The sequence below is a fragment of the Amycolatopsis orientalis DSM 40040 = KCTC 9412 genome (assembly GCF_000478275.1).
In the GTDB taxonomy this organism is placed as follows: Bacteria; Actinomycetota; Actinomycetes; order Mycobacteriales; family Pseudonocardiaceae; genus Amycolatopsis; species Amycolatopsis orientalis.
In genome coordinates this window covers 209,672-225,565 of the sequence record NZ_ASJB01000062.1, presented here as the reverse complement: position 1 = coordinate 225,565, position 15,894 = coordinate 209,672, and the positions used below count along the sequence as shown (strand labels likewise).

The window sequence follows — 15,894 nt, the reverse complement described above, 5'->3', positions numbered from 1 at the left end:
GCTAGGTGTATTTGGCCATTAGGTTGGTTGCAGTCGGCTGGTGGGTGGTTGGCCGCCGAGTGCGCTGTGGCGGCGTTGAGTGTTGTAGTGCTCGAGCCAGGGTGCAAGTGCCGCGGTGCGTTCGGTGTTGCTGGTGAAGACCTGGCGGTAGGCCCACTCGGTTTGCAGCGTGCGGTTGAGACGTTCGACTTTGCCGTTCTGCCAGGGGCAGTGGGGCTTGATGAACTTCTGCCGGATCCCGTGCTCGGCGCAGACTTCCCGCAATGACCAGCGATAGGCCCAGGCGTTGTCGGTCATCAGTCGTTCGATCTGGGTGATTCCGTGGCCGGCGAAGTAGGTGATCGCGCGGGTGAGGAAGGCGGCGCAGGTCGGGCCTTTCTCGTCCGGGTGGATCTCGGAGTAGGCCAGGCGAGAGTGGTCGTCGACCAGGGAGTGGACGTAGTCGTAGCCGATCTTGGCGTGGCGGTCGCGGGTGGTCTCCCGCTGAGCCCGGCCGTGGGCTCGCCAGCCTCCGCCGTCGGGAATGCGGCCTATCTTCTTGACGTCCATGTGGACCAGCTCGCCCGGCCGCTCACGCTCATAGCGGACGGCGGTGGTCTTGCTGGCCCGGATCACCTGGCCGGTGATCGGGTCCAGCGCGGCCAGCCGAGGGATCTGGTGACGAGCCAATACCCGCGACACCGTCCGGGTCGGGACACCTAGTTCGCAGCCGAGCCAGGCGGGCCCGCGGCGTTCACGCTGCCGCAACGTGATGATCCGCTGCTCGAGCTGATCATCAGTGCGTCGTGGTGAGGTGTGCGGCCGCGAGGACCGGTCACGAAGACCGGGCTCGCCCTCGGTGGCATAGCGGTCCAGCCACGTCTTCACACACTTGCGGGAGATTCCCATCGCGGCGGCGATATGCGCTTGCGGCCATCCGGCCTGGTGGCGCTGGACGATCAGCAACCTGCCCAGAAACGTGGTCCGGGCGTTACGGTGAGACACGAGAGCCTCCGGCTGGCGTGGGTCCTAGACAAGCCACACCTCAACCGGAGGCTCTCCCCATGTCAACCAGAACCCTCCCGCAACCAACCTCCTGGCCAGATACACCTAGGGCGTGTTTCATAAGTCTGTTCGATGGGCTTCGTGATCCAGGTGGTTCCTGGCGGTGCGGCGGGATCGCCCTCGTACCGGGTTGTACTCGGGCGCATTCCGCCGTGCCGCCAGGGGACACCTGGGCGCGAAGACCGCGAACTTGACTTGTGAAACACGCCCTAGCCCCGGTCGCCTCGTTCCCGCAGGTAGCGCGTGTGGTCGGCCTGCAGCATGACGTCCCCGGCGTAGAACCGTTCCGCGACCCGGTGCGCTTCGGTCTCCAGCAGATCCAGCTGCGCGAGCAGTTCTTCGGACGCGCTCCGCTCGCCGCTCGCCCGCCGTTTGGCGGCGAACCACCACGGCAGGTTGAGGTAGGTCTGCACGGAAAGCGGCAGATCCGTCCGTGCCAGCCGGACGATGGCGTGCCGGACGTCCGGATCGGCGGCCAGCCGCTCCGGCCGCGCGAGCAGATCGTCGAGGACCTCGGCGATCCGCCGCACACCGTCCACAGAGGACTCTGGCATCCGCTGCGCCTGCGCGGTCACCTTGCCCACCACCGAGGCGAGGTCGGCGCGCAGCCGCCCGGCTTCGGTGACGGCGTCCACCGGCACCAGCCGGATCCGTTCGGGCGGCGCGAGCAGGGCGAACACCGCGTACAGCCCCGCGACGACCACCGGCCACAGTCCGCCGACGACGCCGGTCAGGTACAGCACGAGCCCGATCAGCCCGCCGACGCAGCCGGCGAGGTTCTTCGTGGAGCCGAGGTACCGGATCATTGGTACCCGCGGATTTCCTGGAACACCTTGGGCAGTACGTCGCCGCGCGCGTCGAACACGTTGCCGCCGGTGCGTTTCGCGACCTCGCCCAGTTCGGCGGAGTCGCCCTCACCGAAGATGACGGTGAACACCGGGATCTGCCGCACCGCCTCCGGCAGCGCAGGGAACTTCCGCTGGAAGTCCGCGAACGTGGAACCGCCCGCGTTCGCTCCGTCGGTCATCAGCACGATCGAGGTGAACCGGTCCGGGTCGCGGGCGACCAGCGGCCCCAGGATGCCGTACGCGCGATCCAGGCTGTCGTAGATCGCCGTACCGCCGTCCGCGTCGAGGTCTTCGGCGAAGTGCTTGATTTTGTCCAACGTGGGCTGGGGATCACCTTCCGGAACGACGAAGGTCTCCGGGCGGCCGGGCACCGTGTCGAACGGCAGCATCGTGACCTCTTCGCGGCTGCGGAACCGCCGGTACCGCCCGGTCAGCGAACCGTCGGCGCCGGTCAGGCCGATCAGCGCGGTCCGCAGTGCCTCGATCCGGTCCCCCGCCATGGACCCGGACGTGTCGAGCACGTACAGCGTCCGCGAGGGACGCCGGATCTTGTCGAAATACGCGCCCAGCAACGCGTCGACAGCCTGCTGCGTCGCGGGGAACGGCAGCTCGACGAGATCCCGCTGAGCGAACTGCTGTCCGAGCTGGACTCCGGGGACGACCGGACGGCGCTGCGTGGTCTCCATGATCCTGCGCTGCGTGTCCGGTGTGCGCAGCCGCTCGGCCAGTTTGCGATGCGCGTCCCGCGCGTCGGGATTCGCGCTCTGCAACAGGGTCAGCGGATAGTCGGCGGTGACCACACCGTCTGAGGGATACACCAGCGTCAGCGGTTCGGGGAGCGTTCCGGTCGCGTTCAGCGAAAGCAGGACGGACTCGTAGTTGATCAAGCCGTCGACCTTCTTGCCGGGATCCTGACCGCTCGCCCTCCGTTGGTATGCCTCGGAAAGCCAGCCGGACGAGCCTGCGGACATCGCCTGCGCGCTGAAGAACTCGGTCAGTTTCGGGGTGACGGAAGCGATCTGCTGCGCGTCGATGGCGTTGCCCGCGCCCGCGAGCGCCGACGCGACCCCGACCAGGGCCGAGAACCCGGAGTTCGAGGCCGACGGATCGGTCATGCCGTAGCTGAAGGCCTTCTTCCCCGCCTGTTCGGCGATTTCGCCCCAGCCCACCGGCCGCCCGGTCCAGCCGAGCCGCTGCGCCGCCGAGGCGGAAAGACCGAGCACCACCGGCGAACTCATGATCTTCACCTGCTCGCCCAACCGCTTCGCCGCTTCGGGAACGGCCGCGGGATAGCGGTTCGACGAGAACCAGACGGCGTCGTACTGGCCGTCCGCCTTCCCGTTCGCGAGCGATTCGGTGCCCTCCAGCGTGCCGGCGAACTGGAATTTGACCTTGACCCCGGTGGCCGCCGCTTCCTGTTCCAGCAGCGGTCGCATATCCGCCAGCTCGCTGCCCGCGAGCACCCGCAAGGTACCCGGCTCGGCCTCCCCCAGTCCCCGTTCCTCTCCTTCGCCCGAATCACAGGAAACCAGCGACAGCGCGCAAACCGCGCTGATCGCCAGTACCGTCCAGCGTTTCACGATGCCCCCTCGGCCGTCGCCGTCTCATGGGACCGGCGCAGCTGGTCTTCGGCCCGCCGGATCTCCCCGGACAGCGCCTCCACGGTCGCCGCCATCGTCGAGACGGCCCCCGCCTTGAACTCGTCGATCGCGTCGATGCTCCGGTAGATCCGCTCGAACGACTCGCGGATCGTCTCCACCGCCACCGCGGGATCACTGCCCGCGCGCTGGATCTCGGCGCTGCGCAGTTCCAGCATTTCCGCGTTGGCCCTGATCAGCCCGTCGGTCGTGGCCTGCACGGCCCGCACCTCGTCGAGGACGTCACGCTGACCGGCGAGCGCCCCGCTCACCACCAGTGCGACCCGCAGCGCCGCGACCGTGGTCGACACCGCCCGCTCGATCCCGCGGATCAGCTCGTCGTTGTTGCGCCGCACCAGATCCAGCGCGAGATAGCCCTGCGCGCTCACCGCGAGCTGGGTCAGCAGATCCTGGTGCCACTGCCGGATCGGATGCAGCGCGTCGGCCCGCAACGACTTGGCCCGCGCCGGATCGGTCAGGTCGAAGATCCCCGCCTGGCGGTCGATCGCCGCGTCGACCGCCTCGGCGAACGCGGCCGCCTCCGACAGCTTGCCGAGCGTCGCCCACAGCCGCTCCCGTTCACCCTTGAGCGCGGCGTTGTCCCGCCGCAGGACGTCCTGCCGCGCGCGCAGTTCCAGGACCAGCGCGTTCACCGGCTCGTTGGCGGCGCGGTAGCGGTCCAGCGCCTTCTTCGCGCTCCACGCGACCGGGATCAGTCCCCTCAGTTTCCGGCCGGTGATCGGCAGTTTCGCGGGATCGATCTCCGCCACGGTCCGCCTGAGCCCGGCCAGACTCACCGCTGCCTGCTGTTGCGGTGACCCGATTTCCGCCAGGGCCCGCGCCGAGCGATCCAGCAGGGCGCCCGCGACCGACGCCGCCGCGCGCATGTCGGACTCGCCGACCGCGAGCAGTTCGTCCAAGACCCGGGTGAACTCCGGCGATCGGACGTCGAGGGCTTCGAGCCGCCGCGCGAACTCCTCGGCGCGCCGGGCGACTTCGGCATGCACCTCCGGGCCGAGGGTGACCAGGCCGACCGCCCGCTCGGCCGGGATCGCCTCCACCGGTTCGGGTGGAGTGAGCGTGAACTCGTCCATCAGTACTGCTTCTTCACGGCGTCGAGCAGACGCTCCAGGGTTTCGAACGACGGCGGTTCGACGGCGTCCACCAGATCGGCGGGCACCGGCGCCTTGGCCGCGGCGACGACGTCGGCGAACAACCGGGGGTCACCGGTGCGGAACCCGAAGGTGGCGGCGAGTTTCCCCAGTTCCGGGTCGGTCGCGAGCAGCCTGCCGACCTGGTCGCCATTCGGTTTCAGCGGGACGAGCGTGTGCTTCGAGTAGACCGTCGGCGCGGTGTAGAGCAGGCGCATGTCCTGCCTGATCGAGCCGTCCGCGCGCACCAGCCTGTCGACGAACTGCGACTCGTAGATGAGCGCCATCGGCGTCTTGCCCATCCCGGCGGCGAGGTAGTCCTCGAACGGCCCTTCCGTGCTGTTCTGCGTGTATCCCTGGTCGATGAAGAGCTTCGACACCCCGGGTAGCACCTTCGCTTCGGCTTCCGGCGTGCTGACGACGTTGTTCCCGTTGGCGACGAAGGAAACGATCGACAGGTACATCGCCGCCGAATTCGATTCACGCGGATCCGTGGTGGTGACCAGCACGTTCTTGCGCGCCGGGAAGGCGGTGTTGCCGGGAAGCTGGTCCCAGCGGGTGCCCTTCTGCGCCAGTTCGAGGTACTTCGCGATGTCGAGCACCTGATAGTCCCCGGCACCCTTGCGCACGATCCCGTTGGCGGCCAGCAGGTTCACGATGGGTTCGAAGGTCGCGACCGCCATCGGCGACTGGAACGGCGTGTGCACGCCCGTCACCTTGTGGTCCCGCTGGATCCGCTGCGCGGCGGGTGACGAGGACGGGAACGCGAACTCGTACCCGCCGAGGTCCATGTTCGCGATCTGTCGCGACCCCGCGGTGTCGACCTCCACCTTCAGGCCGTGTTTCGCGAAGGCGTCAGTCACCCGCTTGTCGGAGAAGAACGCGAGTTTCTCCGAACCGATGACCCCACGCACAGTGGTCAGGCCGGTACCTTGCGCGGTGTCTTCGTCGCCTCCCCGGCCCCAGATGATCACGGCCACCACGGCCAGCAGCAGCACCACGGCCAAGCCGATCGACAGACGGCGTTTCACCGAGCCCACCCCCTCGTTCACAGGCCCGATCCTTCAGCCCGTTCACCTCTTTTGACGCGCGGGCGAGCCATTTCGAAATGAACGGTGTGTGAACGGAAGAAGTCGTCAACTCCTGGCGAACCGTTGGGGTAGAAGGAAAATCAGATCACGGACTGCTCCGAGACCGGCAGGCACACGGTGAACCGCGTGTTCCCGGGTTCCGAGTCGACCCGCAGATCGCCCTGATGCCGCTCGACGACGATGCGCCAGGAGATGTCCAGACCGAGCCCGGTCCCTTGTCCCACCGGTTTCGTGGTGAAGAACGGTTCGAAGATCCGCTGCCGGATCTCCATCGGGATCCCCGGGCCGGTGTCGCCGATCTCGACGTGCACGTGATCGTCCACCCGGGACGTCCGCAGCGTCAGTGTGCCCTCTGCACCCATGGCGCCGAGCGCGTTGTCGATGACGTTCGTCCACACCTGGTTCAGTTCGCCCGCGTACGCCGGGATCCTCGGCACCGTGTGGTCGTACTCCTTCACGACCCGGATCCCCGGCGCGATCTTGCCGGCGAGCATGACGAGCGTGGAGTCGAGTCCTTCGTGGACATCGATCCACTGGTGCGGCGCACGGTCCATTTGGGAGTACTGCTTGGCTTTGCCGACCAGCACCGAGATCCGCGTCGTCGAATCCTCGATCTCGCCCATCAGCATCTCGGTCTCGAGCGCGTACGCCAGCCAGCGGACGGCGCCGTCGAGGAAGGTCTCCCCCACCGAGTCCAGCAGGCGATCGAGATCCGGCACGGTCAGCCCGGCGCGGACGTAGATGTCGGCGAGGTCCCAGCCCTGGTCGATGCCGTGGTCGTCGAACCAGTCGCCGATCTCGTCCTCGCGGTCGGCCTGCTGCATCGCGGTCAGCTTCGGCGCCGAGGCGACCTGCTTGACCAGCTGCTCCTGGATGTCGAGCAACTGCTCCAGCAACGTGGGATCGACGTTCTTCTTCGCCAGCAGCGCGAGTTTGTGCCGCATCCCCGCGACGCGCTCCCGCAGTGCGGCCGTCGCCCGTACGGCGGCCGCGGCCGGGTTGTTGAGTTCGTGGGTCAGCCCGGCGGACAGCTCGCCGAGCGCGAGCAGACGCCGCCGCGAGCCGATCACCGTGTCGCTGTTGCGCCAGCCGAGGTACATGCCCTCCAGCAGATGCGTCGCCATCGGGAACCAGCGGCGGAACTCGGTGGCGAACTCGGCCGCGGGCAGGGTCAGGAAGGTGAGATCGCTGACGGCGTGCACCGAAGCGCCGTACGTGTGTTCGGTCTCCTGGTGCACGAAGAACTGCGTCGCGCCGCAGTACGCGCCTCGCTGGTCGGACCGGATCGTCTCGACCTCGGTTCCGCCGACGAGCCGCGTCATCCGCAGCGCGCCGGACAGCAGGAGGTAGAAGCAGGTGGCCGGCTCGCCCTCGCGGATGACCGTCGTGCCGCCGGCGTACCGCTCCAGCACGGCGTGCTCGTCGATCCAGTCCAGCTGTTCCTCGCTGAGGTGCTCGAAGAGGAAGAGCCCGCGCAGTTCCTCCCGGGGCAGAACGCTCATTGCTCCTCCAAGTAGCGATGAACCAGGGTGACCGCCATGGCGCCTTCGCCGACGGCGGACGCGACACGTTTCACCGACGCCGCCCGGACGTCACCCGCGACGAACACGCCGGGGATGGACGACTCCAGGTAGTGCGGGTCGCGGTCCAGCGGCCAGCCGGGCGGCTGCGCGCCGTCGGTCAGCAGATCGGGCCCGGTCCGGACGAAACCGTGGTCGTCCCGCAGGATCTCCGTGCCCAGCCAATCGGTCCGCGGCGCGGCGCCGATGAAGATGAAGAGATGGCCGGTGGGCACGGTCTCGGTCGCGCCGCCGTTCTCGCACAGGGTGAGCCGTTCGAGATGGTCGTCGCCGTGGGCCTCGACCACCGTGGTCCGGGTGCGGACGTGGATGTTCCCGATCCCGGCGATCTGTTCGATCAGATAATGCGACATCGACGCTTCGAGCGACTCGCCGCGGACGAGGATCGTGACGTCGGCGGCGTGCTTGGAGAAGAACACCGCCGCCTGGCCCGCCGAGTTCGCGCCGCCGACGATGTAGACGTGCTCGCCCTTGCACTCGGGCGCTTCGGTGGCGGCCGAGCCGTAGTAGACGCCGCGGCCGGTGAGTTTCTCGATCCCCTCGGCGTTCAGGGCGCGATAGGTGACGCCGCTGGCCAGCACCACCGAATGCGCGGCGATCTCGGTCCCGTCGCCGAACATGACCACCCGCGCCGAACCGCGCGCCTCCAGTCCGACGACGTCGCGGGTGGTGAGCACCTCCGCGCCGAACTTCAGCGCCTGGCGGCGGGCGCGGTCGGTGAGCTGCGCCCCGGAAACGCCGTCGGGGAAGCCCAGGTAGTTCTCGATCCGGGAGCTGGTGCCCGCCTGCCCGCCGGTGGCCTTGCGCTCGACGATGACCGTCCGCAGCCCCTCCGACGCGCCGTACACGGCCGCCCCGAGCCCGGCCGGCCCGCCGCCGATCACGATCAGGTCGTAGAACTCCTGCGCCGGCCGTGTCGAGAGTCCGACGGCGTCGGCGAGTTCCGGTCCGGACGGCTGGCGCAGCACCGTGCCGTCCGGCGTGACCAGCACCGGGATGTCCTGCGGCGCGGCGTCCGCGGCCTCCAGGATCCGGCGGCCCTCGTCGTCGTCGACCGAGTACCAGCGGTACGGCACGGCGTTGCGCGCCAGGAAGTCCCGCAGGTGGAACGACGGCGACGAGTACCGGTGGCCGATGAGCTTGATCTCGTCGACCGGCCGTTCCCCCACCGCGCGCCAGGTCTCCACCAGCGCGTCGATGACCGGGTAGAGCTTCTCCTCCGGCGGGTCCCACGGCTTGAGCAGGTAGTGGTCGACGTCGACCACGTTGATGGCCTGGATCGCGGCGTCGGTGTCGGCATAGGCGGTCAGCAGCGCGCGGCGGGCGTTCGGGAACAGGTCCATCGCCTTCTCGAGGAAGACGATGCCGTCCATCTGCGGCATCCGGTAGTCGGCGAGGATCGCGGCCACGGCGTCGCCGCGCAGCTTGATCTCGCGCAGTGCTTCCAGGGCGTCGGCCCCGGAATCGGCCCGGATGATCCGGTAGTCCTTCCCGTACCGTCTGCGCAGGTCGCGGGCGACCGAACGGGATACGGCGGGATCGTCGTCGACGGTCAACAGGATCGGCTGGCTCACCGGATCAGCCTAAGCGATCCCGGGTAGCGTCGGATCATGCTCACCGACGCGGAGCGCGTCCTCCACGACCGCGCCGTCCTCGCGTGTGCGGCGGCAACCGCGGCGGGTCTGCCCGGCACGTTCGAGGCCTGGCGCGAAGACGGGCTGTTCGCGGTGCTGGCGACGGCACCGGAACTGCGCTTTCTCCGCACGATCTCCGGTGTCACCGAGGCCAATCTGCCCCAGGCCGTGCGGCTCGCGAGCGCGTCCTGTTGGGACGGTGACCGGCCGACGCTCGTCCTCCCACCGGGGGTGACCCCGGCAGAGGCCGGTCTCGTGCCCGCCGGTGTCCGCCCGATCGCGGTCCTCCCGCTCGAAGGCATTCCCGTCACGGAGGACCCGGATGTCTTCGAGTCACCCGACATCGACGTCTTCCTCCCCATCCTGCTCGACGGCTATGAGAGCGAGGGCGCCGTGACGAGGTTCATCGCCGCGGAGCACTCCGATCCGGGGATCCGCCGCTCGGTGCTCGTCGAGAAGGGCGAGCCGATCTCCGCCGCGGCCCTGAGTTCGCACGGCCCCGGCGTCCTCCTCGGCGGTTCGGCCACGCCACGGGAACACCGCGGCAAAGGCGCGCAGGCACGGCTGCTCCTGCACGGGCTGACTGCGGCCGCCCGGGAGGGTCACCGTTTCGCCGTCGCGACCGCGGTGGAGGGATCGCCGAGCCTATCGAACCTGCGCCGCGCTGGGGCCCGCGTGCATCAGCGGCAGGCCTGGCGGTGAACGCTCAGACCTGGGCGAGCTTCCGCAGCCGGAAGGCCAGTACCAGCAGGATCACGCCGTAGATCAGGGCGTAGATCCCGACCAGCAGCGCGATCCCGAACGCGCCCGCCACCGGGTTGAACACGATCACGATGCCCGCGATCAGCGAGAGCGCGCCCGCCGCGATGAGGAAGGCCTCGCCCTCGATCTGCTTGCGCAGCCGGATCGCGGCGACGATCTCGACGATGCCGGTGAAGATCGCCCAGAACCCGACGAGCAGCGCCAGCACCAGCACCGTGATCCCCGGCCAGAGCAGGACCAGCACCCCGGTGGCGATGCCGAGCAGGCCCAGCACCCCGTAGGCGGCACGGTGGGCGGCGTCGCCCGGCCGGAAGGCCTGCATCACGCCGCCGATGCCGTCGAAGATCGCGTAGACGCCGTAGAGGATCGCCAGCACCAGGACGGTCGTTCCCGGCCAGATCAGCGCGAGCACCCCGAACAGGACGGCGAAGACCCCGCGGAGGGCGGCGAGCGGCCAGGCCAGGCGGGGTTCGATGGCGGTGAAACCGACGAGAGGCATGCTCCGAGTATCGAAGCGACGGAAGGCGTGCGCGCGGCACACCACCCGTTCGGGGGCCGGTGCGCGCCGCGACCGCCATCACGGCGCGCACCGGGGTTCCTCAGGGATACGCGACCAGGTTGGCCACGTTCGTGCCCGAATTCGACGGTCCGCCGGTGTTGTTGATGACCCGGCTGATGGTCCCGTTCCCGCCCAGGGAGACGGTGACCATGCTGCGGAACCGCACGTTCGGGGTGTTCGGTACCTCGATCGCGCGATCCGCGACCACACTCGGGTTCACGTTGAAGAAGCAGTAACTGCCGAGTCCGTACGCCTCGTGGGCCGTGACGGAGTCCGCCACCTTGTAGGCCGCGTAACCCCGGGTCGACCCGTTCATCCAGGCGGCCTGATTCGGTGGGTCGTAAGGCATTTCGTTCTGGTAGAAGTACGTCCGGCCGCGGTTGCCGGTCCAGATCGTCTGGTACTTCTGGTAATGCTCGACGAACAGGCCGTACATCGTGACGTCGTCGCCGTTGACGATCAGGCCGGTGTCGGCGGTGTTGGTGGTCCACCCGACCCCGCTGCCGTGGTCGGCGCGCCAGATCCACAGGTGGTCGCCGATGACGTCGTCACTGTTGACCACCAGGCTGTTCGTGGCCTTGCCGACGCCCGCCCCGCCGACGCGGAAGAACACGTCGTGCAGCGAAGTCGGGTTCGCCGCGTGATCCTGCGCGGAGTCGGCCGGGCCGACCTCCATCAGCGTGTTCGAATTCGTGGTGCCCGCGTCGATCAGCACGCCGGCCACCTTCACGCCGTCGACGTCGGCCACCCTCATCGCGGTGATGCCGTTGTCCGGGACCAGCGTCGCCAGCCCGAGGCCGAGCACGACGGTGTCCGGCCTGGTCACACGGAGCGTCTCGCTGAGGTGGTAGACGCCCGGCGTGATCAGGAGGTCCTTACCCTCGGCGAGGGCCGCGTTGAGCTGCGACGCCGTCGTTCCGGGTTTCGCGATGAAGAACCGGCTGATCGGCAGCGACGTCCCCGGCTGGCCGGCGCCCCACGTGATGCCCGACGCGTTGGTGCGCGTGGAAGGCACGAAAACCTGGTACGCGCCCGCGTTGTCGACGTAGAGGAACGGTTTCTCCCGCACGACCGGCGTCGTGTTCACCGTGGTGTAAGGCGGATTCGGGAAACTCGTCGACGGCGCGCCGTTGACGCCCGCGAACACCATGTTCCAGTTGGAGCCACTCCAGCTACCGAACTGCGAGTTGCGCGAGATCCACTGCTGCTGCGAACCGGAACGGACCTGACCGTCGACCTTGACGTCGGACATCCAGCCGCCACTCGACCAGCCTCCGTCGTCGAGCTGCAGATTGCCGCGGACATGCATCCGCCGGTAGGGCGCGGCCTGCGAAACGGCCCAGCGATCCGTGCCGCCGTTGGGGGTGACGGAGAGGTTTTCCGCGCCACGCCAGAAGTTCTGCGTCGCGTTACCCTGGAACCAGTCGGCCTCCGCGTGCACCGCGCCGTTGATCGTCACGTTGTCCGGCGAAAGCCCGAGCCCGAGCACCTGCGTGTAGAACCCGACGTTGACGTCGACGTTGTACGACCCCGGTTTGAAGAGCAACGCCTTGCGGTTCGACCCGAACTGGTTGGTCTCCTGCTGCGAGAACACGCTGTTGACCTGGGATTGGATCGCCGACTGCGCCATCCCGGGGTCGAAGACGAGCACGTTCGGCCCGAGGTCGGGGTTCGCGGTGCCGGAAACCGGGGTGAGCCGGAACGACTGCGCGCCGGAGCCATTGCACGTGTACTGCTGGAGCTGGACACTGTCCGCGGTCGAGGCTCCCGGGACGTCCAGGCACTTCCCGCTGTTGCGGCTGACGAAGTGATACGCCCCACCGGATTCCTCGACAGGCTGCCACTGCTGGTTGTTCCCGCCGCCGTAGGCCCACAGGTGGATCAGTCCCCCGTCGGCCGTCGACACGTCGGCGACGTCCCACACCCGCGCCGGGTCGTTACGCGTGTTGACCCGGTAGTAGCCGCCCGACGTGGACTGGAACTGCCACTGCTGGGAGAAGGTCTGGTTGCACGCGTACTGCTGGACGACCGTCCCGTTCGCCGTCCCGGCGGCCCGCGCGTCCACGCACTTCCCGTTGACGGCGGTCACTGTGTACCAACTGTCGGGCACGATGGCCGCCTGCGCCGCCGGAGCCACCACTATCAGCGCTCCGACCAGGGAAAACAGGGTTAACAGAGCTGCTCTGGCCCGCATCCGGACCTCCTCCGCGTCATTGGGGCAGGGCGAGCTGAGGCGGAGCCCAGTGGAGACGCGGCGTAGCGGGCGGGGACCTCGGCGTCACGATGGTCGAAAACGTAACGGCGGTCACAGGCAGAGTCAATACACAACTAAAAATAAGGCTCAAAGATGCAGGTCAGCCGGGTTTCGGTCGACCGCGCCCACGCAAGGTGACCCCCGCGTGAACGGCCCTCGGGGGCGGTGTAATGTATGGACACACGAGATGCGGAGTACAACTTCGCTCCGGGGCTATGGCGCAGCTGGTAGCGCACCTCACTGGCAGTGAGGGGGTCAGGGGTTCGAGTCCCCTTAGCTCCACAGTGACGAAACACCGCCCACCTGGCAGATTTGCCGAGGTAGGGCGGTTTTTTTCGTTCGGTCTTACTTTGAGAATTGGCATAGCGAACTTCCGTTACCGTGCAGTAGCTGGAGCAAATCAGGAGCACGCCATTCCCGGTACCGGACATACGCGGTACCACGTCGACGCTTGACGTTTGTTCCGCTTGCCGGAGTGGGCGAACCGGCGCGGCTCGAACCGTAGGCCGGCCCGGGTCGCGCCGCCGAACCACAAGACCAGGTACCGCTTGTCGTCGCGGCCGCGGGACGTCACCGCCAGAAGGAAACCAACCAGCACCACCACAGATGGAACCGCGCCCGGGATTTCTCCATCCGCACGCCGTGATGCCACAACAACAGCAAGACGAGGGCGCCCGAGCTGAGCACGGTCAGCACACTGCCCATGACGATCACGCCGGTGTGCTTGTCACCTTCGTCCAATTCCGCGCGTCGCTCGTCCGGCCACACCCGGACCTGTACCCTGCTCCCCTGGTGGATCCTGCGCGGCTGGTGGTGCTCAAAGGTTTCCGTCCTCGTCACGCCGTCGGGTCCGGTGTATTGGACGTCCGCGGTCGAGGTCATCCGAACCCCGGTCGCCACGACCCGCCCGGGGACGAGCCCTGCCGACCGGTTGACATCCGCGGCGAGGGAAACACCGAGCCACAGCACCGCGAGCCCGCAGACCAGCAACATCAGGGGAAGCCACAACACGGCCATCCCGGGCAGCCAGGACCTCGACGACTTCATGCCTTCAGCACGCCCAGAACGCTGTCGCGGTTGCCTCAGCGGCTCCCAGCGATCCTGTTTCATCAGAGGTCTCGGCGTCATCCGCGTGACCAACGCGATGCTGCCGCTACCGCGGCACTCCCCGTCACCGCGCACTACACCCGGCAGCTCACCGGTACGGACATCCTGATCAACGCCGCCTGTTCGGGCGTTCTTCCGCTGGTCGACTTGGCGGTCCGTTCCGGCGAGACAGCGCATCTTTTCTTCCGTTCGACGCGGACACCTTCGCACAGTTGCCTCTTGAAGGTTCGGAAGGAATCTGGCAGCCTCACGAAGCGGCGATGTTCACCGTTTCCCTCGAAGTCCTGTGGCGTGAACGCGTTTCGTGGCTCGAATGTTAGCGCTAACACAATGGTGCTGTCTCTGCTGAACCTTTGTCTCGACAAGGAGCTGTCATGAGATTCAACGGCGAATCCGAGCAGGACCGTCAACCGCGTGGGCGGCGCGTCGCCTAGCCACAGTGGCAAAGCCGTAGAACGCAACAACGGCAATGCCGCGGAGATCGAGGACCTTTCGGCCGCGTACGGAATAAGTCGTCCAGTACGGCCAAGGGAACAGATCCGACCCGTGCTCTCATCGGACCGAATCGTGAGTGCGGGGATCGGGTCTCCTTGTCGCGCATATGGGGCCCGATGTGGCCTTGACTCTGAAGGAGAATCACTGTGGATTCGATGGGCCAAGTTCCCCCGAGCGGGCGGCGCCGGATAGCGCGTCACCGTGCGGCCGGCGTCCGGCGCGGTCGTTGGGCGTCCGCGCTGAGCACCTTGCTCGTGACCATTCTCGCGACCGCCACGGCGGTCGCGCTCGACACCGGTACGGCGTCGGCGGCGACCGTCGACACGAACGCGTGGTACGTGCTGGTCAATCGCAACAGCGGCAAGGCGATCGACGTCGCGAGCGCTTCCACCGCCGACGGGGCGGTGGTCCATCAGTGGTCCCGCCACGACGGGGCCAACCAGCAGTGGCAGTTCGTGGATTCCGGAAACGGCTACTACCGGCTGAAATCCAAGAATTCCGGCAAGGTCCTCGAGGTCGGCAACTGGTCGACCGCGGACGGCGGCAAGATCCAGCAGTGGACGGACAACAACAGCACCAACCAGCAGTTCCGGCTCGCGGACTCCGACAGCGGCTACGTCAGGTTGCTCAACAACAACAGCGGCAAGGCCGTGGAGGTGACCGGCCTGTCCACCGCGGACGGAGCGGCGGTCGTGCAGTACGGCGACTGGAACGGGGCCAACCAGCAGTGGAAACTCGTCCGCGTGGGCGACACGCCGGGCGGATCGTGCCGGCTCCCGTCGAGCTATCGCTGGTCGTCGACGGGCGCGCTGGCGAACCCCAAGTCGGACTGGATATCGCTCAAGGACTTCACCAACGTCGTCTACAACGGTAAGCACCTCGTCTACGGTTCGACGGTCGACGCGTCGGGGCAGCACTACGGCTCGATGAACTTCGGGACGTTCACCAACTGGTCGGACATGGCCTCCGCCCCGCAGAACACGATGAACATCGGCACCGTCGCACCCACGTTGTTCTACTTCGCACCGAAGAACATCTGGGTGCTCGCCTACCAGTGGGGTCCGACCACGTTCAGCTATCGGACCACCAACGATCCCACCAACGCCAACGGATGGTCGGCACCGCAGGAGCTCTTCTCGGGCAATATCCCCGGCGGCGGCGCCCTCGACCAGACCATCATCGGCGACGGCACGAACATGTACCTGTTCTTCGCCGGTGACAACGGCAACATCTACCGCGCCAGCATGCCGATCGGGAACTTCCCCGGCAGCTTCGGCACGTCGTACACGACGATCATGAGCGACACCAAGGAAAACCTGTTCGAGGCCGTCGAGGTGTACAAGGTCAAGGACCAGAACCAATACCTCATGATCGTCGAGGCGATGGGGGCCAACGGACGCTACTTCCGCTCGTTCACCTCCAGCAGCCTCAACGGTTCGTGGGCCCCGCAGGCCGCCACCGAGAGCAACCCGTTCGCCGGCAAGGCCAACAGCGGCGCCACGTGGTCCAACGACATCAGCCACGGCGATCTGGTCCGGAGCAACCCGGATCAGACCAAGACCGTCGACCCCTGCAACCTCCAGTTGCTCTACCAGGGACTTCCCCCGGGCTCCAGTGGCCCGTACAACTCCCTGCCCTGGCGGCCGGCCGTGCTGACGCTCCAGCGCTGATCGCCTGACACAGGACCGTCTCGACCGTCGGGCCGGCGCCCTCATCGCTCATCGGGTGAGGG

12 protein-coding genes and 1 tRNA gene are annotated in these 15,894 nt (G+C 67.6%); 3 read left to right on the top strand and 10 right to left on the bottom strand.

Annotation, left to right across the window (positions count from 1 at the left end; genetic code table 11):
* Window positions 1-18 precede the first annotated feature (18 nt).
* The 7 genes from L324_RS21455 to L324_RS21425 form a co-directional block, all read right to left on the bottom strand.
* Window positions 19-984, bottom strand: coding sequence for an IS481 family transposase (locus L324_RS21455; protein ID WP_037311259.1), 966 nt, complete (start codon window positions 982-984; stop codon window positions 19-21).
* A 269-nt stretch (window positions 985-1,253) separates the two neighbouring features.
* Window positions 1,254-1,850, bottom strand: a complete 597-nt coding sequence (locus L324_RS21450) for a hypothetical protein (protein WP_037311256.1) — start codon at window positions 1,848-1,850, stop codon at window positions 1,254-1,256.
* The gene (locus tag L324_RS21445) at window positions 1,847-3,472 is read right to left on the bottom strand and encodes a VWA domain-containing protein (RefSeq protein ID WP_037311253.1); all 1,626 of its coding nucleotides are present in this window, start codon (window positions 3,470-3,472) and stop codon (window positions 1,847-1,849) included. The genes L324_RS21450 and L324_RS21445 overlap by 4 nt, the downstream gene beginning before the upstream one ends.
* Complete coding sequence (locus L324_RS21440) at window positions 3,469-4,623, bottom strand: toxic anion resistance protein (RefSeq protein ID WP_037311250.1); 1,155 nt, start codon at window positions 4,621-4,623, stop codon at window positions 3,469-3,471. Before L324_RS21440 ends, L324_RS21445 begins: the two co-directional genes overlap by 4 nt.
* Window positions 4,623-5,711, bottom strand: a complete 1,089-nt coding sequence (locus L324_RS21435) for a hypothetical protein (RefSeq protein WP_037311360.1) — start codon at window positions 5,709-5,711, stop codon at window positions 4,623-4,625. The genes L324_RS21440 and L324_RS21435 overlap by 1 nt, the downstream gene beginning before the upstream one ends.
* 140 nt (window positions 5,712-5,851) lie before the next feature.
* Window positions 5,852-7,273 carry an ATP-binding protein gene (locus L324_RS21430; RefSeq protein ID WP_037311247.1) on the bottom strand — a complete coding sequence of 474 codons (1,422 nt, stop codon included), beginning with the start codon at window positions 7,271-7,273 and terminating at the stop codon, window positions 5,852-5,854.
* Window positions 7,270-8,925: an NAD(P)/FAD-dependent oxidoreductase gene (locus L324_RS21425; RefSeq protein ID WP_037311244.1), complete on the bottom strand. Its 1,656-nt coding sequence runs from the start codon at window positions 8,923-8,925 to the stop codon at window positions 7,270-7,272. Before L324_RS21425 ends, L324_RS21430 begins: the two co-directional genes overlap by 4 nt.
* 36 nt (window positions 8,926-8,961) lie before the next feature.
* Here L324_RS21425 and L324_RS21420 point away from each other — a divergent pair, with 36 nt between their 5' ends.
* Entirely contained in the window at window positions 8,962-9,687 is a 726-nt protein-coding gene (locus L324_RS21420; RefSeq protein ID WP_037311242.1) for a GNAT family N-acetyltransferase, read from the top strand.
* A gap of 4 nt (window positions 9,688-9,691) precedes the next feature.
* Here the strand turns inward: L324_RS21420 and L324_RS21415 are convergent, their stop codons facing one another.
* Together L324_RS21415 and L324_RS21410 are read right to left on the bottom strand one after the other, a co-directional pair.
* Window positions 9,692-10,246: an HdeD family acid-resistance protein gene (locus L324_RS21415; protein WP_037311239.1), complete on the bottom strand. Its 555-nt coding sequence runs from the start codon at window positions 10,244-10,246 to the stop codon at window positions 9,692-9,694.
* Window positions 10,247-10,346: 100 nt separating this feature from the next.
* Complete coding sequence (locus L324_RS21410; RefSeq protein ID WP_499698312.1) at window positions 10,347-12,416, bottom strand: pectate lyase-like domain-containing protein; 2,070 nt, start codon at window positions 12,414-12,416, stop codon at window positions 10,347-10,349.
* A gap of 353 nt (window positions 12,417-12,769) precedes the next feature.
* Here L324_RS21410 and L324_RS21405 point away from each other — a divergent pair.
* A tRNA-Ala gene (locus L324_RS21405) sits at window positions 12,770-12,842 on the top strand.
* A 288-nt stretch (window positions 12,843-13,130) separates the two neighbouring features.
* Here the strand turns inward: L324_RS21405 and L324_RS21400 are convergent.
* Window positions 13,131-13,607: a DUF3592 domain-containing protein gene (locus L324_RS21400; RefSeq protein ID WP_037311234.1), complete on the bottom strand. Its 477-nt coding sequence runs from the start codon at window positions 13,605-13,607 to the stop codon at window positions 13,131-13,133.
* Window positions 13,608-14,317: 710 nt separating this feature from the next.
* On the opposite strand from L324_RS21400, the gene L324_RS21395 reads away from it, so the two are divergent.
* A complete protein-coding gene (locus tag L324_RS21395) occupies window positions 14,318-15,832 on the top strand; it encodes a non-reducing end alpha-L-arabinofuranosidase family hydrolase (protein ID WP_051174027.1) in 1,515 nt (504 codons plus the stop codon).
* The last annotated feature ends 62 nt before the right edge of the window (window positions 15,833-15,894 follow it).

What these genes read in the sequence shown, in the direction of transcription:
- L324_RS21450 (WP_037311256.1), bottom strand. Translation starts at nt 1,850, where the DNA reads ATGATCCGGTACCTCGGCTCCACGAAGAACCTCGCCGGCTGCGTCGGC.
- L324_RS21440 (WP_037311250.1), bottom strand. Translation starts at nt 4,623, where the DNA reads ATGGACGAGTTCACGCTCACTCCACCCGAACCGGTGGAGGCGATCCCG.
- L324_RS21430 (WP_037311247.1), bottom strand. Translation starts at nt 7,273, where the DNA reads ATGAGCGTTCTGCCCCGGGAGGAACTGCGCGGGCTCTTCCTCTTCGAG.
- L324_RS21420 (WP_037311242.1), top strand. Translation starts at nt 8,962, where the DNA reads ATGCTCACCGACGCGGAGCGCGTCCTCCACGACCGCGCCGTCCTCGCG.
- L324_RS21415 (WP_037311239.1), bottom strand. Translation starts at nt 10,246, where the DNA reads ATGCCTCTCGTCGGTTTCACCGCCATCGAACCCCGCCTGGCCTGGCCG.
- L324_RS21400 (WP_037311234.1), bottom strand. Translation starts at nt 13,607, where the DNA reads ATGAAGTCGTCGAGGTCCTGGCTGCCCGGGATGGCCGTGTTGTGGCTT.
- L324_RS21395 (WP_051174027.1), top strand. Translation starts at nt 14,318, where the DNA reads ATGGGCCAAGTTCCCCCGAGCGGGCGGCGCCGGATAGCGCGTCACCGT.